Consider the following 24736-nt stretch of genomic DNA (forward strand, 5'->3'; position numbering starts at 1 on the left):
CTCATTCGCTTCTCTCAGTGCAAAATACTCAAAACCAGAAGCTGCGCTTGTTAAGCGAGCAAGCTATGCGTCTACAATCAACCCTAAATTCTGAGACCTTAGCACGTACCTCGCAGCCCATATCTCGTTGCTCGAAGCGTGTATTTTAACCACAGTATTTATTAAACATCCAACTGTTTCTAATAGCCTCATAATGAGAACCAAATTGAAGCGATAAACACACTATAGGTAGTCGGTTCATTTCTTTCGCCATACTAAAGATGTTATTAAACTTATAGCCGTATTTAGAGGCTAACTTTAGCTCATTCACATAAAGGGCTTTGTAGGTAGGTGGTAGTTCATTCCAGTGCATTAACGCAATTTGGATGATACCTAAGTGAACATCTAACTTATACGGCCCAACTTTTTTAGCTTGCTGAATATAATTATATACCCGCTTGGTAGGCCCCTCTTGATAACTTACTACTTGTGCCAAGCTTATCCAGGTTAGTGCCCAAGTTTGTCTAAGCTCAACCGACTTTAACAACGCTTGCTCAGCTTGTTGGTATGTTTGCTTTACTTTATCTGACTGCTCACTTGATGTTGTATCAATACCGGCTAAACCTAGCATTTTTATATGGGCTAAAAAGTGCCAGTAATGAGGATGCTCGGGATCCATATTAGTAGCCAATGTAATCGCATTCTCTGCCGCCTGAAGCGATGAGCCAGATAAAGCACCATCCGACTCTTGCACTATATTAAGTGCATTAAAGTACCACGCATTAGCACGCATACTTTGCATGCTGGTATAAGCGATAACAAGTACTATAATGGCTAATATAGCAGCAGGAACTACCTTGAACATGTTTAATTTAGTCATTAAATAAACACTCGGTTAGCTGCAGCGGGTTAGTTACAAAAAGTGTTGTAGCCTGCTCTTCACCTATTAATTGCGCTACTGTTTTTCTAGCTTGGCTCAATATAGGAGGTCGGCGTTTTACTGAGTGAGCATCAGAGGCAACATAGTTCACTAAACCATCTTTTAGCATTTGTAACGCTATAGTTTGTGCGCTTTCGCCCCACTCACCTTCAATACTCGATGCCGTTAGCTGAAAATCACAGCCTAATTGGTTTAAGTGCTGAATATAATAAAGGTTTGACTGAATATCGCGATTACGCTCAGGGTGCGGAATAATAACGCGTATATTTTGTTTAGCGAGCCACTGAATAAACTTATCGTAACCTTGCGGCATGTGTGAATGCGGTAACTCTAATAGCAACACGTTTTTGTCTGCTATTTTACCAATAAAAGGCAGTTTATTAGCCATCACCATTGCCATAAGCTCTATGTCCAAACGTACTTCAGCAGCGGCAGCCAACTTTACATTAATACCTTCTTTAAGTGACTCTAGCTTTAAACTTTCTAAATCGTTTTGTATTTGAGCAGTCGCATTGTTAAAGCGGCCCACATGTATATGTGGCGTTGCCACCATATGAGTAATGCCATCGCTTTCGGCTAATTTTAAAAGCGCTAAAGATTCTGTTAAATCTTTAGCGCCATCATCAATACCCGGCAAAATATGCGTATGAATATCAATCATAAACTAACTTAATTAAACTTGAGGCTTTTCTGGTTGCTGTGAGTAATCGTAATAATCATAGTAACCATGGCTATGCTCATCTTTAGATTTACTCATATCTACCTTATTAAGTACCACACCGGCAACGTGCGCTTTTACTTCAAATAAACGCTCAAGGCCCGCTGTAATTGGTTTAATACGGGTAATATCAGATTTAACAACATAAACAACTGAATCAACACTTTGCGCAATTACCAATGCATCGCTCACAGCTTGGGTAGGCGGTGTATCAACAATAATATGATCGTACTGCGCTTTTAACTCGCTAAGTAACTCAGCAAAGCGTGGGTTTGATAACAGCTCAAGTGGGTTAGACGGTATTTGTCCGCTTGGCATAATTGTAACACCCGATTGCGTATCAACATGAACACACTCAGCTAATTGCTCAGTGCCTATCATTAAATTACTTAAACCTGGGTGAAATACCGGTATATCAAATCGTTTAGCTAACGTTGGTTTACGTAAATCTGCATCAATTAGTAGTACTTTGCCCATTTGTGCCAACGACATCGCTAAATTAGCAGAGGTAGTAGTTTTACCTTCTCCTGGTGAGGTAGAGGTAACCGCAATAATCTGATGCGCTCTGTCTAAATGAGTGAGTAATAAACTAGTACGGAAGGTACGTACCGACTCAGCAAAGCGGCGATAAGTATCTTCTAAATAAGCATGAATCGGAAAATAGCTCTTTTTAGGAACTGCAACATGCGGCAATAAACCTAACATGCGCTGTGCGAGCTTATTTTCTACATCATTTTTATTTTTAACTGTGTCATTTAAGGCATCAAAAACAAAGGTCATTACCACCGCAAAGCCAAAGCTAGCAACAAAGGCTAAAATAACAATCAGCTTTTTATTAGGCTTACTTGGGTCTTTTGGTGCATAAGCACGGTCTGTAAAACGAGCAGCAGCTGAACTAAAGTCACTGGTTACTTCGGTTTCTTTAGAGCGTGACAAAAAGGTATTAAAAATATTACGGTTTGTCTCAACTTCACGTTTTAATTGATTATATTGTGTTTCTTTACGGGTAATATCTTGGTATTCAGCACGAATTTTAGCTAAGTCGCGCTCAAGCGCATTTACAGTTCGGGTTGTTCTATTAAGCTCTTTTTCTATACCGGTAATTAACCCTTTAATTTGCTTATTAAGGTTAGTTTTAACAGTGGCAAGCTCAGATTTAGCTGAAATCATTTTAGGATGTTTAGGGCCGTAAACTTCACTAAGCTCACTTACCTTTCGCTCAACTAATACAACTTCGCGTTTAACATCTTGTACAACACGGTGCGAGGTAATTTCAGGCATACTGCCCAGTAGCTCTATGTTATCGTTACCATATTCGTTAATAACACGATTTATGCTTTCAAGGTTATTTTTAGCCGCACGCGCATCAACTAACTGTTTAGACATTTGTTCAAGCTCTTGAGTAACCAGCCCAGCTATGCCTTCAATATCTACTAATTTTTGTGCTTCTCGATAGGCTTGTAAACGCACTTCAGAGCTATCTAGTTGTATACGTAATTCAGATAAACGCGTGTTTAACCAGCTTGATGCCTGCTGAGTAATACCCATTTTAGCGCGCATTTGGCTTTCTATGTAAGCCTCACCCACGGTATTAGCGACTAACGCAGCCAACTTCGGATCGCTCGACTCAAAACTTACGCGTACTAGCTGAGTGTTGCGTATAGGTGAGACATTTAAACGAGACTTAAACGCAGCAAGTAAACCTAACATTTGTCGCTCAGCCTGTTCTTCTTGACTAATAACGGAGGTTTCTTTTTTGTTTAAAAAAGGCAGTAACTGTTTAATCATGCCTTTTAACTCGCCAGTAACCGAAGGTTTAGCAATAAAGTCGGTATGCTCTTTTAAATTAAGTTTAGTAATTACCTCACGGGCAATATTATCCGATTTCATAATTTCAAACTGGGTTAAATAATACTCTTTTTTAGTAGAATCAAGGCCATAAATTTCATCAAAGCTGACCGCTTTGGTTTGCTCCGACTCAATCAATAAAGTGGCTGTGGCTACATACTTAGGTACTAACGTTAACGCAAACATTATAGTGAGCAAGGTAACAACAATAGCAAAACCTAATATTTTCCATTTACTTTGCTTAATAACATTAAGATAAGCACCTAAATCAATAACTTCCTCGTTGTTGTTAGGTTTTTCAGAGTGTGTATTCATTTTTTAATTACTGCCTTAAACTGCTTAAAACAAGCGCTGCTCTATTTTTATGGTGTCACCCGCTGCAATTTGGCTGTTTAAACTACCTTTTTGTTGCTGCTGTTTGGTTTGCTCTTTAAAAATAAATATTTTATCAACTGAGGCGCGCTCGGTTAACCCACCGGCTAATGCTATTGCTTGGTTTACGGTCATAGCTGGTTGATAAGGGTATCCACCCGGCTTTTTAACCTCTCCATGAATATAAAAAGGTCGATACTCTACTACCTGCGCATAAACATTAGGGTTAACTAAATAATCAGGCTGTAAGCCTTCGCTTATTGTTTGCTCAACTTGTGCGACAGTTAAGCCCACCAGTTTAACTTTACCTAAAAAAGGGTAATTAATATCACCGCTATTACCAAGCAGTGAGGTTACGTCTAAATCGGGCTGGCCAAATACTTTAATTTCTATTTTATCACCCGCGCCTAAAATGTAGTTTTGCGAATCGTTCGCAAAACTACAAAAGCTGAGTAAAAATATTAAACCAATTAAAATTCTAGCCTTCATTAATTACCCTTTAACGCAAATGTAAAGTTTAGGCCTACAATTACGCGGTCAAACTCAATATTAGTTTGGGTTGAATTACGGTCAATAAATTCAACATAACCTGTTAGCATGCCAAAGTTATTAGCTAAATAATTTAAGCCTAGGCGGGCATTTTTAACTTTATCTTTTCGGTTAAAGTTACCAGAGTACTGTTGTTCAACGTAATTAGCACTTACTACAGAGCTTAAGTATTCGCTCCAATCATGCTGCCACGTAGCACCATAAACACTCTCTTTAATGTAATCGCCTTGCACTAATGGATCTTTGGCTGCACGGCTAGTAACTAATTGTAGTGATGAATAAGAAAGCGGCTTCCAAACAGCCGCAGCTTCCCAACTTAAACCACTAAAGTTATCGCGCTGGTTCGATTCAAAATCTTTATTTTGGTAACCCACTTTAAAAGAGCCAGAAGTAACAGCTGTGGCTTCCCACTCCATACCTAATAATACTTTTACGTCATTTGAGTCGCGTGAAATACCGTTTGAGTCAATAACATCGTATTGATAGTTTTCTTGCTTTACCTCTAAAAAAGCACGCGTACCTGCTTGGGTATTATAATAACCTGTAATACCTAGCATAGGCTTATCGTAATCACGAAACTGCGATATTGCCGTAAAGTTTTGGTAATTTTTATTATAATAACCTGCAGTTAAAGCAACCATGGCTTTAGAGCTAACAGCGCCGTATTCATAACGAGCTGTTAGGTTTTGTTGTTGGTAATGCACTAGCTCATCAACAACAGTACCTTGACCTTCGGTTAAACCCGCACCACGTGCCTCGTATAACCAATCAGCATCGCCACTTACATCTAAACGGTGTTGGCTTGTAAACTCTTTGTGCACACCCGCACCTACATTAACTTGAGTAAAGTTATCAGTGGTGTCTTTATTATGGAACGACGTGCTTGATGCAATATCAAACTTATAAATGTCAGGGCCGTCCTCAATCAATGCATTTAAACTCGGCACTATATTCCATATTAAACGCGACTCGGTGTTTTCTGGAGTGCTAAAAAAGTTATCGTTGCTACTTACACCAAGCTTCAGCATAGGTGTAATTTCAGCACCATCTTTGGTCATTACACTGCCTGGTTTTAATTCTACTGCTAAAGCAGGTGCTGATAATCCTAACGCAACGAGTAAAGCGGTAATTGTATTAGTACGCATTTTCACTTTTAAATCCCTTAAAAATTGTCATAAAAATTATTTTTACATCAAACCATAAAGACCAATGTTTAATGTAATGTAAGTCGTATTCAACTCGCTTGGCCATTTTATCCAAAGTATCGGTTTCGCCGCGCCAGCCGTTTATTTGTGCCCAACCAGTAATACCCGGTTTTGTTTTGTGCCTAAACATATAAAATTCTACTTTTTGGCGATACTCTTCATTATGCGCCACGGCATGAGGCCGAGGCCCAACAATCGACATATCACCTGTTAAAACATTTATAAACTGCGGCAGTTCGTCAAGGCTAGTACGGCGTAAAAAGCCACCTAATGGAGTTATACGGGCGTCGTTTTTTGTTGCCTGAGTGACCACATCGTTGTTTTCGGTCACTGTCATCGAACGGAACTTCCACACTTTTATTTTTTGCCCATCTAAGCCATAGCGATCTTGCTTAAAAATAATAGGCCCTTTTGATGTCAGCTTGATTGCGGCTGCAATCGCTAATAAAACCGGGGTAATTAAGGTGACAATAATAGCTGAAACCACTATATCTTCTGTGCGTTTTATAAATTCGTGGGCGCCAATACAAGGCGCTTCAAAAACACTTAATGTGTCTACATCGCCAACATGTTCAATGCGGGCGTGTATTAAGTTTGAGAGTAAAAAGTCTGGCACTACGTGCACGTCTACTGTGGTATTACCTAACTGCAATAGTATATCAGCAATGCGCTTTTGCGCTTTCATAGGCAGTGCAATATAAAGTATATCTATGTCGCCATTGCGTGCTGCATCAACTGCGCTTTGTATTGTTCCTTCAACACCTTGCTGTTCTCGTTGTTCAAATAGGCGCTCAGGGTTTCTGTCGTCATAAAAGCCTTTAAAGTTAAAACCTAATTCATCGTGTTTAACAATTTCAGCATGTAAATAAGCGGCCGATTCGGTTGCGCCAATAATGGCAACATTACGTTGAGACAAGCCTAATTTACGGCGACTACGTTTATATAAGTACACACCCAAGCGCCAAATATATAAAAACGTAACACTTAACGTAAACCAAATAACAACACCAACTCGTGAGAGTGATTCGGTAAATTTAAAAACAAAAGACACGACCAGTAAAAAAGCAAAAGCGATTAAAACGCTACCCCATGCACACATAACCATTGTTCTAAACTTTCCAGCGCGCCAAGAACGATAAGTAGCGAACAGCTCAGCACTGTACAAGTAGCTAAGTGCAACTGTTAATGCTGAGGCAGCATAAATAGGAGTGAGTTTAAAACTGTAAAGTAGGGCTGCGCACTGAAACGCTAAAAACAATGCAAATATATCAAATAATCGGTAAAAATTGGCATCAGAGGAACCTGAAGGTTTAAAAGTCCTTGGAGATGTCATTTCGCTTAATTCCTTATAGCTAATTCAGCGTGAGTTGGCCCCACAAAATCCAAAGCGATCATATAGCATCAGCAACTTTTGTTCAATTACTGATTCCGACAAAAGTACTAATTTCATGCCTGTAAAAGTTATCTACTATGCATTAGTTTACTAATAAATTTATATTTAATAGCTATCGTATGGCTTTGCCTAATCAAATAGTCCCTTAAACCAACCCCAAACACCAAAAGAATACCCTTCAAAAATATCTATACCTAATGCCGACTTAATCAAGTAGGTTATTAATAACATGAGTAGAACAGTTAGCGTTAAAACAATACTTAATACTAGAGCTTGTCCAAGCTTTGCTATTCTCTGCTCTTTAGCGCTTAATTCTCGCTTATTTCGCCCTGCTAATACTACATAGTAATAACGGTATTTAAATAGCTTAATAACACCTCTACAATCAACTCCATGGTTGCCCCATTGCCTAGCACCAATGGCTATTTTTAAATGGGCGAGCTGATCATCGGTAAAGGTCGTTTGAATGCTTTTAGGCATTCGATTTAGTAAACTTCTAATTGCGGGGTCTTGCTGTAAGTTTGACAAAAAAGCCTCAAATTAAACGTAAATAATTGCCAATTATTTTAAACAACTATTTAATAATAAAAAGCCAATTAAAACTTAATTGGCTTTTTATTTGCTAAAAGTACTTTTTATTTAATAGTACTAGAGCGGTAACTATTATTATTTAACCAACTTGGTAACTCTACTGTTGGTACAGTCCCATTTTGGTTAATATTAGTTTGGTGAAAAGAATGCTGGTTCCAAATACGTGTTGCATTTTTCCATGGTTTGCTGCTATCGGCTGTTCCGTAAACCGTTACCCCATTATTGATGCTATAACCACTTTTGAAATTATTAGAAACAGTAATTAACTCGGCGTTGTTATCACCCTCTAAGTCAACAACAATTGGGTACTCCCAAAGTGTTGCACTTGAGTTTGCAACTGTCGATAACACCTCTCCATTAATACCATTGAGCACCCTTACTTTGTAGTGATCTTGGACAATTACTTCATCAATACCATCACCATTAAAGTCGTAAGCACTTACGCCAATTTGACCTCCAGAATCCACGTTAGGAACAGACCATACCAACTGCCCCAGACCATCATACATATCAATTGCAGTAAAGCCTGAATAAACTATACCTATATTCTCAGCGCCTAAGAAATTAGATATAGCCTGAACGCCGCCTCCTGGATTTGCTACGTTATTCACTTCCCATTTAACATTGCCATTTGCCTCTAATGCAACTAAACGGCTTTTTTCAGGTGATGTGTTCCAAGCAGGAATAGATAAAATAACTTCTGGCTGGGTATCATTGTCAATGTTTGCAACAGACGAGAACCATACATCTTTTTCACCAACATATGACCAAAGCTCTATACCATTTACATCATAAAGCTTACCTCTAGCTAATACTTCCTGAACATTATCGTTATCTGAATCAAAAATAATAGATGAAGGAGACCAGTCTGTACCAAACTCAAACAATGCCCCTGTATCGTAATTATAAATAGCATTTCCGAGTGTAAATTCTAAAGAGCCATCATTATTAATGTCAGCCACATCAATGTTGCCAACTAACTTAAAGTTATCCGCATTAACCTTTGTTATTTGCTTTTTGATTGCGCCATTATTATCTATTACTGATATTGCGCCATTACCATTATCACCCCCCCAACGGCTTGCAACTACAATTTCAACAACACCATCGCCATCAAAATCTGCCACAGCTGGTGTATATGTTGCATCTGCTTCAATAGCGCCTTGAGAATAATCCCACAATTCAGACCCATCTATACCGTTCAAAGCTCTCACAATACCTGCTGAATAGCTTTTGTGAAAAGTTACAACAATAACATCTGATACATCGTCGTTATTAATAACGCCATCACCATTATCATCATTCAATTGTGAAACAACTGGAGTAGACATAACTTGATTATATTCAGGCATAAAATCGCTTGAATTCCAGCTCCACTTTTGCTCCATTGCAAATGGGGCAACAGGCTCTGCTAATGCTGGTAATTCGCCATTAAACTCGCCACCTAACAATGCCATTGAGCCATAAAAGCTTTGGCCAATAACAGGCATTTTGGCTGTACCATAAACACCTCTGATGTCTGCGTAAGGTGCTAATACAACCCCTTGCCAGCGGTTACCTTTAATGTTTAGTTTTTCTGCATTAGTAAAGTTAAATACTGTTTTTGTAGCATGGTTACGTAAACGCCAAAAGCTTTTACCTTTTACATTTAAATCATCGTCGCCAGTAATATTAAAAATAACTGTTGCATCAGCAGGAATGCCCCACACTTTGAAAGTATGAGCTTTGGCAAATTGGCGCGCATCTAAATTAAATACTTGCGTGTCTGAGCGACCATCGCCTTCTAAGTAAAGGCCACCCCATTTACTTTGCACTGTTCCAGTAACATCAAGCTTTCCTAACTCAGCGCTTAAATCTTTGTAATATTGCTCTTGCTCATCGAAATCAAATGGCATGGCCGATTCGTTTTGATTAGATGTTATTCTAGAGTTTCGCTCCATACCCCAACGAACACTCCAGCTTACATCAGTACCACCACCGGCGATCATGCTACCAACAAACTGACGCCCTATTTTATATTCGATACTTGATTCACTGATCAAGTAGTATTCATTTGGGTTAGACGGGCGTAAAAAACCAACGCTATAACCTTTTATGTCTATTTTACCAGCTGCTATGGCGCCGTCAGCACGGCCAACGTTCGATTTAAAATCGTCAAAAACAAATGCCGAAAAGTTATTGGCTACGCCTAAATCTGCAGCTTGCGTTGCCGAGCTAGCTAAAGCAAGCGCGATCACTGCACTTAATTTTTTATTTTTTAGTAATAAGTTAGTCATTTTTTCCCTCAAAATGAAAAAGTGCATTAATAGGCACCAAATAAAGTCATTTGTTTAACGAAAATTAATCCATCAAGCTGTTGATGAGCATTATATACACAAAAAAAATCAAAAGGAACAAAAAACACTACGAAAGTACTAACTTTTAGTACCCGAAAAAGAACAGAAATATAATATCAATGACTTACAGTTAAAAAAAAATTAAAAACGGATGAAAAATATTTTTTTTAATAATAAAGAGCCATCAAAGGTAAATAGATTGTTAATGGAATTAAGGCCGAGAAAAAAGTAATTATCACTTATAGTAAAAGCATACCGCCATAGAACACCTAATCTAGAATGGACAAAATGAAATTATATGGCTGACAACAGCGATCTATATTAAGGTAACTTGCTATTGTATTATTAAGTTTTATTGCTTCGGAGGAGCACAAGTTCAGAATAGAGAAGAGATATTTGTCTACTCTTCCCAATCTACATCATATTTAATAACCTTAGCTGGTATGCCACCAACTAGTGCTCTCTCTGGTACATCATTATTGACTAAAGAACCTGCAGCGATAATTGCTCCATTACCTACTTTTACTCCTTTAAGTATTGTTACATTTAAACCAATCCAAACATGATCTCCGATAATGATTTCTTTAGTTGGTTCATGAACACCATCAAGAATTTTATGGCTATCAGAGTCTCTTATAGTCACATTTCTAGAAATAATAACATTGCTCCCTATTGTTATATTATCAATACACTGTACCCTCAGATTATCCATAGCATATCCAGACCCAATCCTGAGGGTAGCATTTTCGCCTAAATAAATATCAAAACCTTTCATTATGTCAAAGCGACCTTCTATAACAAGCTCGGACTTTTTAGACATAAATAAGCCACCTTGTGTTTTCTCATTAAAAAATCTTGACCCATTTAATGAAAGTATATTATCCAAATAAATATTTGATGTTTCATGTGTTTTGACATTACTACCATTATATAGAATGACTTTACCATTACCTTTAACTTTTCTATTTGCAAGAAAGCTATGAATAACTTTAACCTTTCTTAAAAATTGTATTTTCTTAATAAGCTCTAAAACTAGCTTAGTTACCATTATAAACTCTCCATTATAATTATTTCTAAAATTTTTGGCTGGTATAATATATTAAAAGGGATTCTAAAAGGGGTTACATCAAGAACTCTGATCCTTATAATTAATCTATATTTCGCGAGCACTCTAGGTAATATTTTGCCAATTTATTTTTAGTTCCGAACGCTCTAAAACATCCAGCTCTGAGAGGACCTTTAGTTGATCGTAAATCTTAATTAATATCCTAACCATAAGTATGATAAAAAATTAAAGTTAATCTGCCCTCTAAAATAATGGGATATCACCGAAAATTTATTTCTCCATGTATTAGGAGAAACATGGAAAGTAGAGCTTTCAAAAACAAACTGTGAGTAAACGCAAAATTGTTGTGGATTAGCTACGGAGAAAAAACGACTAAAATATATCGACTAATTTGAAACAATAAAGTTGAGTTCGCATGATAATTAACTAATTAACTAATTAACTAATTTATTTTTAATAAATTTTAATGCAAGTCTAATCAGAGTGGATTTTTTCATTAAACCTACAATACCATGACTGGTTGAGTCTGGGTTGATCGGAACATTTAAAAGATTAGGTTTTAACTTTTGAATAATTCGTCTTGATGAATTAAATTGTGGTCCCCCCCTGTCATGGCTTGATTCTCTTAACATTTTAAATAACAACATTCTGTTACTAAAAGGCGATACTTCATCTATTGCATAATCTTGTTCAAGTGGGTACATAGATCCCCATATAGCGACTCTTTGCTCCCAATAGAAAAGATCTGGTATTGATATATCATTCTCTTTTGCATACAAGACAGCACCTGTCTCTACGTACCAATTTTTTATACCCTTTTTAAGCAAAGGCCATTCACTCACGCCTTCGAGTTGAGCTAAAGAATTTGGACCTAAACTCTTATTAGTTATACCATAATAAGAACGGTATATTTCAGCGCCATTGCCATTAATATTAATATATTCATTAGAAGTATGTTTAAAATGGAAATAGATATTATTTGTTTTAGGGAGATCTCTAGCTAAAAACACCTCTTCCATGAGTGATTTTTTAAAATCAACATTGGCTTCATTGCAAGTAAATACTTCTAATTGATTATTATTAATATCTGATAACTGTTTTGAGATGCGTACATCCTCATGAGGGCTATTCTTTTCACCAAAAACATAGTAAATAACTTTACTTTTAATTAATTTACTCGCAGCTAAAAGAACCCTACTATCAATACCTGCTGTTATTGGCTGCATCAGCTTGTAGTTACGTGAAAAATTGCTTAATGTAGTCATAAGCATATTTGCAGGGTCATAAGTAGTTTCACTACTATTTGGCGCAGCCATTCGAAATAATTTAAATTGCGTACAATTTAAATAATGATTGGGTATAACGAATTTAAACCTAGCGTCATAAGAACTCATGCCAAACCAAGGGCTCTCCTGTCTTTTATATTTAGCTTGTTCAACGAGTGTTCTAGCATCTTCATCTATAGATAAATTTATATCAAATAAGAATGCTGCGAACTTTTCTGACGATGTTATGAATTTATAAATACCATCGTTGAAACATAGCCCCCTTTTGAACCCACAAGCATCTGTAAAAAATAAAATATCATCTTCTATCTTAATAAAAACGACATATCTACCAGCAACTGTATTAAAATATTCTATTGCTTCTATACTGCTGTCAATTTGTTGCAAATCCTCAGCAATATCTTTTTGAGTTTTTCCACTATGAACACTGCTAACAGCCTTTCCAATAATCAAACATTTTTCATTACTTGTATATTCTGTTTTTTCACCTAGGTAGATGTATAGTTCATTCCATTTGACATCACATGGTTTCAAGGTAGGAAAAAAAGAAACAGTGTATTGATTTTTAAACATATTACTGTTCCTAACCTTTGAGTTTGATAGTTTGTATAAAAAACTGTAAAAAACTAGGCCTTGTAGAGGCTTGCAACTTCCAACTTATTATTTTCTTTGCTAATTTCTTTGGCAAAATACATGAAAAAAACCACCATGCTTTTATAGTAAATTTACCATAAATATAATGTGTATCTATGAGATCTAAAGCAAAAGAATACAGCTGCCTTCGTGTTAAACTACAAAACGCCCCTCCCTTAATATCTCCTTCAAACGTATTTATTACCAATAATTGCTCTAAAAAAGGTAAATCTTTTACACCAAGATTTTGTGATGCGGATAAATTTTGTCTACGTGATAATTTGTAAATATCACAGTACCTTTCTAAATTGTGTTTATAACACCACAATGCACGCTTTAACAAAGCAGCATCAAATTGGGAATGATTTAAACCATGCTGGCGATATGATGTTAAGTTACCATTGACTATTTTTATATCACCTAATAATGGAACTACACTGGATAAGTAACCATCTCCTCCCTGCCTATACCGCTCTTCATCAATCGGCATTACCTTTTCGAGGGCGGTTTTTGAAAAACATAAACCAGATGTTACCGTGGTTTTAATACGTCCAAAATTTAAAATTTTATCTACAACATTACCATTATCTAATCCAACTTTAATGTTAGGAAAAGTTCCTATTATTTTTTCGTCTACATCAACCAAATTAACATTGTAATGATACATTGCTACATCTTTCTCATAAGCTTTAGCAAGAGCAGATAACCAACCTTGGTTTGCATAATCATCTGCATCAATAAATGTTACAAGCTGACCTTTACTTTGCTCATATCCCAAATTAAACGCACTCCCGTGCCCACCATTTTCCCTCGGAAATACACTGATAATTTTATTTCCATAAGATTTAATTAGTTCTCTTGAATTATCTGTTGAGCAATCGTCGACAACAATTACCTCAAAATTTTCATAATTTTGGTTTAGAACACTATCTATACACCTCTTCAAAAATTGTTCATAATTAAAGTTCGGTATAATTACACTAATTAAAATATCCATATTTGCCTCAGTTCAAATTTTGAGAAAGTAGATTTATATCTTCACACACTGCATGCATTTCAATATTTTTAAAGTTAGGAGCGATACTTGAGTTATAGATAGCTTGTATCTTAAAGTAACTACCAGGATATAAGTTGACTTTTGCCCCTACTATTAGGCCCGCAATACAAATATGTAACCTATCAGTATGTAGTTCTTTAAAATGAGCGACTGTCTCAAGGAACTCATCACCGTTGGACATATGGTCACCAAATAGGCTGAGGTCTTTATTCATCTCTGGCATTGACTCTTGAATTATTGCGGCCTCTTTATCTGTCCTCATAAATAAACCAACGTTTTGTATTTTTTCTATGTTTTTAAAGAGCGCCATACTTGTTACTGTCGTAAGGTAGAAAGCCATATCATGGCAAAAAATAGAATTAGATGCCCGTTTAGCACTATTAAATTTATCTCTTCTAAAAAGGGTTCCTTTAATGGCTTTAAGATCTAAATCATATGTTGAAGGTAGAACAATTAAGTTACTAGTAAACATTGAGATAGCGCGACAAATGCGATACCCACAGTCATAAGCACTACACCAACCACCACCACCCCCATATATAAATAGGTACTTATTATGGTTTAACAAATAAGGTAAAAGTTGATATTTTACCTTCCCATAACCTACATTTATCTCCCAGTGTTCAATTTGATTATCGCTAAAAAACTTTTTCGTTGCATAACGTATAAGCCCATCACCGTAGTTTCCAGGATTAGGTATATATATAATTTTTTTACCTTGGGCATTTTTCTTAATAATTTGTGCTAAATTTTGAAATTCTTCGTTCATTTATAAATTCCTTATCATTAAAATTTAATGAAAAATGTTTTTAGTGAAGAAAGTGACGTTACTTTCCTTAGTTCAGGATATAGGATATAAAGTGCTGAAAGGTAGCTTAGTAATCCAATAGAAAAACCAAGTAGCATTTCAATAAGTCCCTCATCACAGTAAAATACAAAAAGCCCTGTTGTAGTAGACATGAATAATATGGCATAACAAGGCTTTTTAATTGGCTCAATTAACTCTGAAAAAGTTAACTCAGAAGATAACATTACAAAATAAAATAAAATAAAAAACGATATGAATGATGACCCAACTAATGCGAGGGAAAGGCCGATTAAGCCAAAATTAGTTGCTCCAAAAAAACAAAACAAAACAACTAATGCTGCTCTTATGATAAATGCAATCAACAATAGTCTTATTTGACCAACACCTTTAAGATAAGGGTTCATTCCAGCACACGGGGCGGTAATTGCGCGCGATAACGCTAAAAAAGAGAGAACCAACCAATCTGCCTGAAAATTATGCCCTAAGAGCACCTTAGCTGCAGACTCAGAGATAATTGCTAAACCTACTAGCATTGGCATCATTAATATTGAATTTACCCATATACTCCACAAAAGAAGTTCCTTTTGATCCCCTTTATCTTTAGTACTTACAAATATTGGAAACAGTACTTTAGCAATTCCCTGCTGAATGATATCTCCCGGTAGTGCGGTAATACGGTTTTTTACTGAAATATCACCCGATGCAGCGACCCCTATAACTTTAGAAGCTATAACGATAGGAGCATAAAATGAGATAAAATTTGCAATTTCAACCCAAAATGTTTGAAATGAAAATTTATAAAGTACTCTTATTTCCTGAAAAGAGTAACTAAAAGACCAACCAGTTGTAACGAGTAATAGTAGAAGAAGTCTTAATAAATTAGCTACTACATGCTGGGCAACTAATGCCCAAACACCAGCTCCGTAAAATGCAAGCACGATTGCAATCAACACAGATGTAAAGTCTGTTATGCTCAATATTTTAGATTCAGTTTTAAAACGTAACTCTTTAAATAATTTTGCTGAAAGAATATCATTCATAAATTGCAGTGGAATGATTAAAGAGAGAATTTGTAGTATGTGATAATATCCAGAAGCACCGAATGATTCGGCTATCTCCTGAGCATATATAAACAGAATTAATGTGCTAACTATTCCAATGAAAAAATTAGTTAGTAATGCTGAATTCCACGTTAACTGAGTGCACTTATCTTCATATATAAGTGCTGCAGATAAACCACCTTTCCCACCTAAAAGTGAGAAAAACATTATTACTACCATTGCAACAGCTACAGCGCCAAAATCTTCAGGTGTTAACATTCTGGCCAATATTGGTATTGTGGCAAATTTTAACAGTGTTGAAAAACCACTTGCAAAAACCCCCCAACTTGCTCCATTGGCAACGGTTTTAATTTTACTCATTAATAATGTTCTTTTTCTTAAAACCCAATAAATATTTAACAACTGTAAAATAAAAATATTTTCGTAGGTACCACAATTTAGCAACCTGAGTTGAAAAAGGCGTAATATACTCTATTAAACTACAAGTCATAGATCTAAGTATTGTTAACATAAATTATTTTATCTTCCATACTAATTTATTTAATATAAAAAGAATCAAACATAGCCTTTAATATGGAGAATGTTTTAGCTTCTTTAAAAATTATAAAAGTTCTACATTAATAGCTCGTAAAGAGCATTCGGAAATTGATTCTGCCGTTGATTTGAGAAATATTAAGAACGCGACTTCACAGCTCTACTTTCATGAAATAATGATATAAACTACTGGCCATAGACTCTGACGTAATCAATTACAAACTGCTGTGGAAAAATAGTGTTATCTATTCCTTTTTTTCCACCCCAGCCGCCACCAATAGCTAAGTTAATAATTAGATACATTGGTTGATCAAATGGCCAAGAGCTAATGGTATTGTCTTCTTTGTGGTAGCTGTAATGCAGTAAATTATCAATATAAAAATCAATGCGTTCGGCAGTGCGCTCAACACTATATACCTTAAACTCATTTGCAAGATTATTGACTCTTAAAGAACCATTAGCTGCATTATTCTTTCTATGGTTTCGGTTACTTGTATGAATAGCTGAGTGAATTTTGTCTGGTTCAAAACCAACATACTCCATAATATCAATCTCGCCACACATCGGCCAACCCACTTGTTTTATATTACTACCAAGCAACCAAATAGCAGGCCAGACACCACGCCCCTGTGGTAGCTTAGCCCTGACCTCAATTCGACCATATCCAAAGCCTGGTAAGTGCTCTGTTGTTAAGCTTGCTGAGCTGTATCTATCTTTTGGCTGTTCATCAAACAAATACTGCCATAGATTTTCTGGTTTTTTAGCAGGTTGATAATGCGACTCTATTATTAAAAATCCATTTTCTATTCGGCTATTTGAGCTATTTGCTTTTTCATATCGTTGAGCTTCGCCATTACGAACATACCCTTGTTCGTAATGCCATTTACTACTATCAGGTAGCCCATCAACGTTAAATTCATCATTCCAAATTAAGCTTCCAACACTTGCAAACACGCTCTGTGAAAAAAAAAGACATAAAAATAGTGAGGTAAAAAAACGGAAATTTATAAACATAATAGATTAATACAACTCAATATTTTTCACACCAAACAGCTTAGTTACCACCCCAAAATGTAAACATCCTCTTAGCAACCAGTTGTATCGTTTAACAGGGTGTAAGCAAAATAACACCATCATAATTAAGCAAAATGTAAACTTTGAGAATGCTTTAAACATAAGTTGAGTAATAAAAAACTTACTACTAGTAGCGTTAAATAGAGTAAGTGCATAAGTTTGACCTACCCTAAACTTACGTTTTATCAACCAGTTCAAAGTTGCTCGCTCACTTGGAACAGGCTCATGAACTATGGCGTTCTCAGCAAAAGCTAATTTTGCCCCTTTTTTGAAAGCTCTTGATAGATAATCTGTATCTTCGCCACCACTTTTACCAAGCGACAAATTAAACATTTCGTTTTCAAAATATTGAGAGCTTAATTTCAACAAGGTGTTTCCTGTGTACCCTGTTTCAATTACGCCATTAACAAATACAGGTTTAGTTGAATGGAAATCACATTTAACTATCCAATTTGGTGCGTTGCTTGGGTAAACCGATATTACTGGGCCTAAAACAACATCGGCATTTTCATTTAATGCAGTTTTATATAATTCAGATAGCCACGTATTTGAGGCTGTTTCATCGTCATCAATAAAAACTAGCCACTGAGTTTCACAATTGATCAAACACGCATTTCTCGCAATGGATATATTTCGAGATGGTGCATGGATGTATGTAAGCGTAATACCTAAACTTTTAGCTGTTTCTTCGATGAGTCGACGCATTGTTGGCTCAACATCGTTGTCAGCAACAATCACTCGAATATACACATCCTCAGGTAATACCTGATTTGCTATTGAGGCTAACGTTTGCTGTATTTCAGCTCGCTTATATGTACATATAGCAATGGTAATTTCAGCCATTATGGTTTACCCGTAACGAAAGAAACTGAATTGGTAATCAACTTATTGCAAAAACCAATTGACCAACCAAAATGCATGGTAGCTGCAATAAATCCTGATAGAAGATTAGTTAATGAACGACTCCTCAAAGCGAGCAAAGCTCCATAACCTAAACACACGCTTAGCCAGCCAATAAAAGGAATAGTAAATATCCAGCTAATTGGAGCAAGTAAACAAATTAACAAGCATGGAAATACTGATAAGGGTATTAACTGTCGTATTTTAGGAATTTGTTTGTGCTTTAAAGCGTTACTCGCACGCCCTACACCATAACGATAATATTGAACAAAGAGGCGATTAAAAGAATCCCGTGGGAAATATTTCATCTTTGTTTTAGCGGTTAACCAAATTCTATACCCTGCAGAAGTTAGCCTAAAATCAAGCTCTGCGTCTTCGTTTGCAATAAATACCTCATCATAGCCACCTACTTTCTTAAATGCTTGAATGTTCATTAGCGCATGATGTCCGTGAATAACCCACTTACCCTCATTACTATCGTTACGATGAGCAGATCCGCCATTACCTAATTTAGAGTTTTGTGCGCAGGCAGCGGCCTTTTGAAAACTATTTATTCCGACTGTATCCATGCTTATCACGACAGAATCTGCCTTGACTGCTAACACTTCTTCATAAAGTGTTTTTAAAAAGTTTGACGGATATTCCCCATGTGCATCTACTCTTGCAAAATAAGTAAAATCGTTGCCAAATTTTTCTACAGCTAAATTAATTCCAGCACTTTGAATTTTTTTCGGGTTATTGATTAATTTTATATTTGGATAATTTTTACAATAACTATTAACAATAGCTAACGTGTTATCGCTGCTTCCACCATCAGCAACAACAATGAGTTTAGGTGATTCGTTAGTGAGTTGCTGCAACAATTTCGCTATGTGTGCTTCTTCGTTTAAGCAAGGTATTACCACTAATAAATTTAATTCACTCACTTAAAGCTCCCATTAGTATCTTGGGCCCATTTAGCGAGTGCATTTTTAAGGCCATTATCAAATAACAAGCCTTCATCTTCGAGCCACTGGGGGTATACATCAGTGGAGTTTATTAGTTTTAAAATACGTTCAGGGTGAATACCGATATCTAGAAAATTCACTGCTTTTAATAATGAAGCACCAGCCAACATTACACCTTTAGGAAATAGCATGGTTTTTACATTTGGAAAGTGCTGATCTTGAAAAGCATTTACAATGTTTTCTAAGGTATAGCGAGTGGTATATGCACCATTAAATAAAACAAAGTGAGTGTTTTTATTTCGGGCGTGCTCTATTGCATAAAGTAAATCATCAACATAAATACATGATTTTATAGTATCTTTTCTTCCAGGGTATATAAAAAAACCTTTATCTAACAAGCTAGCAAGGCGGGTAAAGTTACCCCCCTCACCCGGACCAAACACAACTGCAGGCCTGACAATGATCAGTTTTGAGCTTTTATTACGCTCATGCCATGTTTTGTGAATTTGCTCTGCCATCATTTTAGAATAACCATAAGACGAAACTGGAGTTGGTGTTGATGCCTCAGTTTTTCTGCTCTCGCCTGCTCCATACACTGAGATAGAACTGGTGAAAATAATCTCACTTATGTCATTATTTTCAGCAAACTTAGTTACCTCATTCGCACCTAAAATGTTAGTTTCATAATATTCATGGTGTTCATGGCCTGGGGTTGTATGTATAGCTGCAAAATTATAGATAGTGCTGATACTTTTACCATTAAGTGAAAACGCACTTAAATCTCTCACATCTGCAGTTATATAAGTAACACCTTCAACATTTACTTTTGGTGGTTTTATATCGACTGAAATTATTGGCGATGTGTTACTCTTAACTAATTTATTAATAAGGTGTGAGCCAATAAAGCCAGAACCACCAAATACTATAACGCCACTCATACATTCCACCTTAATTTTATAGACCTTAATTCAGTTTTTTGTTTTAAATAAATCCATGCAGCACATATTAAAAAATGTGAAATTGTAAATTGTGAAAACCAACCAGCTTCCAAAAAGGTCTGCAAAAACATATACAAGAACACCATAAAAGCAAACCCTTCTTTACTACCAAATTCTAATTTTTTGTTGTTCGCTAATAACCGAATAAACTTGCCAAGTAACAAAATAAAAATAAAACCACCTAGTAGCCCCATTTCTACCGTTATATCGATATACATATTATGAAAGTTGAATCCAGCACCTGAAGGGACATGAGCAAATTCCCAAATTTCTTCTGCTAATGGGTTGCCTACATAAAATGCACTTTGAAATCCCAATCCAAAAATTGGATTTTCAGTAATACTCTCTATCCCTCGTGACCAAATAAATGTACGCCCTGTTAATGTTGGATCTTTACCCAGATCGTACATTACATTATCAAATGTGTTGCTATTCCCAATTAAAATTAAAGTTGCAACGAAAATTAAAAAGCTTATAACTATAAGCCAGTTAAATTGACCTCTTACAAACAAAGACAATTTAATCCTCTGATAATAAATATATAAAAAAGCCAATAGGATCACTAAAATGGTTGTTACTATGGAACCTAAGCTATTGGCTTTGAGCAAAACTGAAAATGACAAAACAACTAGCACTAGCCCAAACATTTTAACTTTTGGCCGAAGGTTAGTATTGCTATAAACAGCAAAGCCAACTAAAACGCTTAAAGCTGCATTCATTGATAAAAAGTTTTTACTATCAAATATACCGATTAAGCTATGCTCGCCTGTCATACCATTTAAGGCATACCTGTCAGATACGAAGCATAAAAACATTGTTACAAAAAAACAGAACCCTGCAATTTTAATGAACGAATCAAAACGAACAGCCGCTGCGATTATCATTGCAAATACTGTAGTCAGCAATAACTGAATACCACCTCGTAATGTTGTAAGTGGGATATCTGACCAAGCGCTAGATACCATAGCTAGTAATGGTATTGCTAAAAGCAGCTTATTATTAATAAGCAGGTCTAATAATTTATTTTCGTAAAGTATACAAAACAGCACGCCACTGATTAAAAAACATAATGCCGCTATAGCGCCAAACAGCGTATTAAATAACAGACCTGTAAAACACATAAATAGCAGAGCACTTTCCACAAATTGCTTATTAATTTTTAGCATTGTAAGTTGTCACTGTTTTTTCATGTGTATTTTTTAAGTTTTCCACCAGTAAAAACACTGGTAAAGAAAGCAACCCCATGGGCAATATCACAAGGGCCATCCAACCAACTTTTGTTTTTCTTGAGCGGCAAAAGTAAACACCCTAAAAAGCCTTTTAAAATATAAATAGCCCCTTTCAAGAAACAAAAAGCTAAAGCAAGTGATTTCCCTTTATTTGATTGCTCTATTCTGTAACCTGTACCACCAAACCTAAATGTTCTTTTTATAGCCCAAGAGAAGTTGATACGTTCATTTTCTACATATTCATTAACAATCGCATTTTTGACCCAGCAGATCTTGGCCCCTGCTTTTGAGTAACGAGAAAAAAACTCTTTATCACTTCCACCGGTTTTCATATCTTCGCTGAACCAGATTCCATTTTCATTGGCAAACTTTACATCAAATAATACGTTGTTTGTTGCTGCCCATTTGCACAATTTACCGTCATCTAAATTGCGTTCTTTGTAAACAGTCGCATTTTTGAATACAGGTTTTGTATTTTTTGGAAATATAGGTTTTTGTGGCCCAGTAACAGCTTGAACATCGTCGTTCTTAAGTCTCGTTACTAACTCATAAAGCCACTCAGTATCAATCTCAGCGTCGTCATCAACAAAAGCCAAGTGAGAATAGTTGTTATCAATTGCAAATTTAAGCCCAGCATTTCTGCCATATGGAATGCCTTTTTTAGGCTCTAAAACATGTGTAAATTCAATATCTGATGTTTCAGATAAACTATTTATTAATGAGACAACGCCTTCATTAGGTAAAGCATTATTCTCTACAATTAATACACTAAACTTATCAACTACAGGTAATCTTAATTTAGTGATTGAATTCAAACAAAATGATAATGTTTCTGGTCTGGTTCCCGTTGTCAAAATAGATAAACATATTTTCATGTTATACACTGCACCTGCCAATTGAATAATAACGGAATGATTTTTTTGCTAATCTTTCAGGCTCAAATAAATTTCGGCCATCAAAAATAACAGCTTCACTAAGCTGCTGCTTAATTAAAGAAAAATCTGGTGCTTTGAAGTTTTGCCATTCAGTACAAATAACGAGAGCATCAGCACCGTTTAGCGCAGATTCTTTAGTCCCCATTAAGCTTAAATCTGAACGCGTTCCATAGATACGCTGAGTTTCATTCATCGCTTCAGGATCGTATGCTTGTACTTTAGCACCCGCTTTCCAAAGCTGTTCCATGAGAACACGACTTGGCGCGTCTCGCATATCATCCGTATTAGGCTTAAAGCTTAAACCCCATAAAGCAAACGTTTTACCACTTAAATCAAGACTATCCTCTGTAGTACCATAATGTTTGCTTATATATTCAAACAACTTATTTTTTTGCGCATAGTTTACGGCTTCAACTGCTTTTAAAATTTTTGATTCGTAACCGATATTACCGGCTGTTCGTACAAGTGCTTGTACATCTTTTGGGAAGCATGAGCCACCGTAGCCACAACCTGGGTAAATAAACTGGTAGCCAATACGCGGGTCTGAACCAATACCGTGGCGTACATGTTCAATGTTAGCACCCACGTGTTCAGCGATATTCGCCATTTCATTCATAAAGCTGATTTTAGTGGCAAGCATGCAGTTAGCAGCATATTTGGTAAGCTCGGCACTTTTAATATCCATTACTATAATTTTTTCGTGATTTCGATTAAATGGCGCATATAGTTCTCGCATTTGTTCTTCTGCATCAGCTGAATCTGTACCAATAATTATGCGATCAGGACGTTTACAATCATTAACTGCAGCCCCTTCTTTTAAAAACTCAGGATTTGATACCACTGAAAAGGTTAAATCACTTTTACGGCTATCAAGTACAGATTGTATTGTCGCTTTAACTTTATCCGCAGTGCCAACAGGTACTGTTGACTTGTCGATAATTAATTTTGGACTTTTCATATATGTAGCAATGGTTTCTGCTACTTTTAATACGTATTTTAGATCTGCAGAACCATCTTCGTCTGGCGGAGTTCCTACTGCAATAAACTGCAGTTCACCAAATTCAACACCAAATTGAGCATCTGTTGTAAATGTTAAACGCCCTTGCGCGAAGTTTTTTTCAACTAACGGTGTTAAACCTGGCTCATAAATAGGAATAATGCCTTTTTTTAGATTTTCTATGCGAGTTTCATCGATATCAACACAGCATACGTCGTGTCCTGAATCTGCCAGAACAGCGGCTTGTACAAGGCCTACATAGCCAATTCCGTAAAATGTAACTTTCATTTTAAACCTTTAAGACCCTAGTAGTGCTTTAGCACGTTTAGTAAACTCTTCACCCATTGTGCTTGACTGCATTGCGTATTCTACATTTGCGAGCATATAGCCTAGTTTTGAACCGCAGTCGTGTGACTTACCTTTTAAATGATACGCTTCAATTGTTTCAAGATGACGTAACTGCAGTAATGCATCCGTTAATTGTATTTCCCCGCCAGCACCAGGAGGCGTAAATTCGAGTAAATCCCAAATAGCAGGCGATACAACATAACGACCTGTGATGGCTAAATTACTGGGTGCTTCGTCATTATTTGGTTTTTCAACCATATTGGTAATGGCTGCATTTTCACCGGGCTGGATTTTTTTACCTGCTAAATCAACCACACCATAGTTATGCACTTCTTCATGTGGGACGGGCTCAACCATAATTTGATTATGCTGGGTGCGCTCAAATTGGTCGATCATTTGAGCTAAGTTATCAACCTTAAGATTTGATTTATATTGATCGATAATTACGTCGGGCAACAAAATAGCAAAAGGGTTATTGCCAATAATTGGCCGGGTTTCAAGTATTGCGTGACCTAAGCCTAACGGCGCTGATTGACGAACCGATATAATGCTTACATCTCGCGGGATTATTGAACGAACTTCCTCTAGCAAGCTGCGTTTTACGCGGGCCTCTAGGGTCGCTTCTAGTTCAAAGCTGGTATCAAAATGATTTTCTATTGCGTTTTTAGATGCATGGGTAACCAGTATAATTTCTTTAATGCCGGCTTTTACTGCTTCGTTTACAACGTATTGAATGAGAGGTTTATCGACTAGTGGAAGCATTTCCTTTGGCGTTGCTTTAGTAGCTGGCAACATACGCGTACCCAAGCCTGCAACAGGCAAGACTGCTTTTAATACTTTCACTTCAATTCCTTTTTCTTAACTTTTTTATTCCGTAGCTACTTGCTAATGTTTTTGCCAAATTAAGCAAATATTTTAAGTGCTACTGTCCG

Annotated in this window: 21 protein-coding genes; all 21 read right to left on the reverse strand. The window is 36.3% G+C overall.

Going from position 1 to position 24736, the window contains the following annotated elements; genetic code table 11:
- Positions 1-145: 145 nt before the first annotated feature.
- The gene (locus tag CWB75_RS17700; protein ID WP_138571329.1) at positions 146-859 is read right to left on the reverse strand and encodes a VpsP family polysaccharide biosynthesis protein; all 714 of its coding nucleotides are present in this window, start codon (positions 857-859) and stop codon (positions 146-148) included.
- The gene (locus CWB75_RS17705) at positions 852-1580 is read right to left on the reverse strand and encodes a tyrosine-protein phosphatase (protein WP_138571330.1); all 729 of its coding nucleotides are present in this window, start codon (positions 1578-1580) and stop codon (positions 852-854) included. Before CWB75_RS17705 ends, CWB75_RS17700 begins: the two co-directional genes overlap by 8 nt.
- Before the next feature lie 12 nt (positions 1581-1592).
- Positions 1593-3800 (reverse strand): GumC family protein, encoded by a 2208-nt coding sequence (locus CWB75_RS17710; protein WP_138571331.1) that lies wholly within the window; start codon positions 3798-3800, stop codon positions 1593-1595.
- Positions 3801-3824: 24 nt separating this feature from the next.
- On the reverse strand, positions 3825-4346 hold the full coding sequence (locus CWB75_RS17715) for a polysaccharide biosynthesis/export family protein (protein ID WP_138571332.1): 522 nt from the start codon (positions 4344-4346) through the stop codon (positions 3825-3827).
- A complete protein-coding gene (locus CWB75_RS17720; RefSeq protein ID WP_138571333.1) occupies positions 4346-5557 on the reverse strand; it encodes an outer membrane beta-barrel protein in 1212 nt (403 codons plus the stop codon). The genes CWB75_RS17715 and CWB75_RS17720 overlap by 1 nt, the downstream gene beginning before the upstream one ends.
- The gene (locus CWB75_RS17725; protein WP_138571334.1) at positions 5541-6944 is read right to left on the reverse strand and encodes an undecaprenyl-phosphate glucose phosphotransferase; all 1404 of its coding nucleotides are present in this window, start codon (positions 6942-6944) and stop codon (positions 5541-5543) included. Before CWB75_RS17725 ends, CWB75_RS17720 begins: the two co-directional genes overlap by 17 nt.
- 189 nt (positions 6945-7133) lie before the next feature.
- Complete coding sequence (locus CWB75_RS17730; RefSeq protein ID WP_138571335.1) at positions 7134-7532, reverse strand: 3-phosphoshikimate 1-carboxyvinyltransferase; 399 nt, start codon at positions 7530-7532, stop codon at positions 7134-7136.
- Between the two features lie 107 nt (positions 7533-7639).
- Positions 7640-9871 carry a choice-of-anchor A family protein gene (locus CWB75_RS17735; protein ID WP_138571336.1) on the reverse strand — a complete coding sequence of 744 codons (2232 nt, stop codon included), beginning with the start codon at positions 9869-9871 and terminating at the stop codon, positions 7640-7642.
- A 460-nt stretch (positions 9872-10331) separates the two neighbouring features.
- Entirely contained in the window at positions 10332-10979 is a 648-nt protein-coding gene (locus CWB75_RS19235) for an acyltransferase (protein ID WP_138571337.1), read from the reverse strand.
- A gap of 452 nt (positions 10980-11431) precedes the next feature.
- Positions 11432-12856: a hypothetical protein gene (locus tag CWB75_RS17745; protein WP_138571338.1), complete on the reverse strand. Its 1425-nt coding sequence runs from the start codon at positions 12854-12856 to the stop codon at positions 11432-11434.
- A 10-nt stretch (positions 12857-12866) separates the two neighbouring features.
- Complete coding sequence (locus tag CWB75_RS17750; RefSeq protein ID WP_138571339.1) at positions 12867-13913, reverse strand: glycosyltransferase family 2 protein; 1047 nt, start codon at positions 13911-13913, stop codon at positions 12867-12869.
- A 7-nt stretch (positions 13914-13920) separates the two neighbouring features.
- Complete coding sequence (locus tag CWB75_RS17755; RefSeq protein ID WP_138571340.1) at positions 13921-14742, reverse strand: polysaccharide pyruvyl transferase family protein; 822 nt, start codon at positions 14740-14742, stop codon at positions 13921-13923.
- A 17-nt stretch (positions 14743-14759) separates the two neighbouring features.
- Entirely contained in the window at positions 14760-16202 is a 1443-nt protein-coding gene (locus tag CWB75_RS17760) for an oligosaccharide flippase family protein (protein WP_138571341.1), read from the reverse strand.
- A 360-nt stretch (positions 16203-16562) separates the two neighbouring features.
- Positions 16563-17330 carry a glycoside hydrolase family 16 protein gene (locus CWB75_RS17765; RefSeq protein ID WP_171039132.1) on the reverse strand — a complete coding sequence of 256 codons (768 nt, stop codon included), beginning with the start codon at positions 17328-17330 and terminating at the stop codon, positions 16563-16565.
- A gap of 66 nt (positions 17331-17396) precedes the next feature.
- A complete protein-coding gene (locus tag CWB75_RS17770) occupies positions 17397-18293 on the reverse strand; it encodes a glycosyltransferase family 2 protein (protein WP_138571343.1) in 897 nt (298 codons plus the stop codon).
- Positions 18293-19276, reverse strand: a complete 984-nt coding sequence (locus CWB75_RS17775) for a glycosyltransferase family 2 protein (RefSeq protein WP_138571344.1) — start codon at positions 19274-19276, stop codon at positions 18293-18295. The genes CWB75_RS17770 and CWB75_RS17775 overlap by 1 nt, the downstream gene beginning before the upstream one ends.
- Positions 19273-20235, reverse strand: coding sequence for an NAD-dependent epimerase/dehydratase family protein (locus CWB75_RS17780; RefSeq protein WP_138571345.1), 963 nt, complete (start codon positions 20233-20235; stop codon positions 19273-19275). The genes CWB75_RS17775 and CWB75_RS17780 overlap by 4 nt, the downstream gene beginning before the upstream one ends.
- Positions 20232-21461: an O-antigen ligase family protein gene (locus CWB75_RS17785; RefSeq protein ID WP_138571346.1), complete on the reverse strand. Its 1230-nt coding sequence runs from the start codon at positions 21459-21461 to the stop codon at positions 20232-20234. Before CWB75_RS17785 ends, CWB75_RS17780 begins: the two co-directional genes overlap by 4 nt.
- A 20-nt stretch (positions 21462-21481) precedes the next feature.
- Complete coding sequence (locus CWB75_RS17790) at positions 21482-22399, reverse strand: glycosyltransferase family 2 protein (RefSeq protein ID WP_138571347.1); 918 nt, start codon at positions 22397-22399, stop codon at positions 21482-21484.
- A gap of 1 nt (position 22400) precedes the next feature.
- Positions 22401-23744, reverse strand: coding sequence for a UDP-glucose dehydrogenase family protein (locus CWB75_RS17795; protein WP_138571348.1), 1344 nt, complete (start codon positions 23742-23744; stop codon positions 22401-22403).
- Between the two features lie 9 nt (positions 23745-23753).
- Positions 23754-24647: a UTP--glucose-1-phosphate uridylyltransferase GalU gene (galU, locus tag CWB75_RS17800; RefSeq protein ID WP_138571349.1), complete on the reverse strand. Its 894-nt coding sequence runs from the start codon at positions 24645-24647 to the stop codon at positions 23754-23756.
- Positions 24648-24736: the final 89 nt, after the last annotated feature.

The sequence above is a fragment of the Pseudoalteromonas sp. S1608 genome, assembly GCF_005887265.1.
Taxonomy (GTDB): Bacteria; Pseudomonadota; Gammaproteobacteria; order Enterobacterales; family Alteromonadaceae; genus Pseudoalteromonas; species Pseudoalteromonas undina.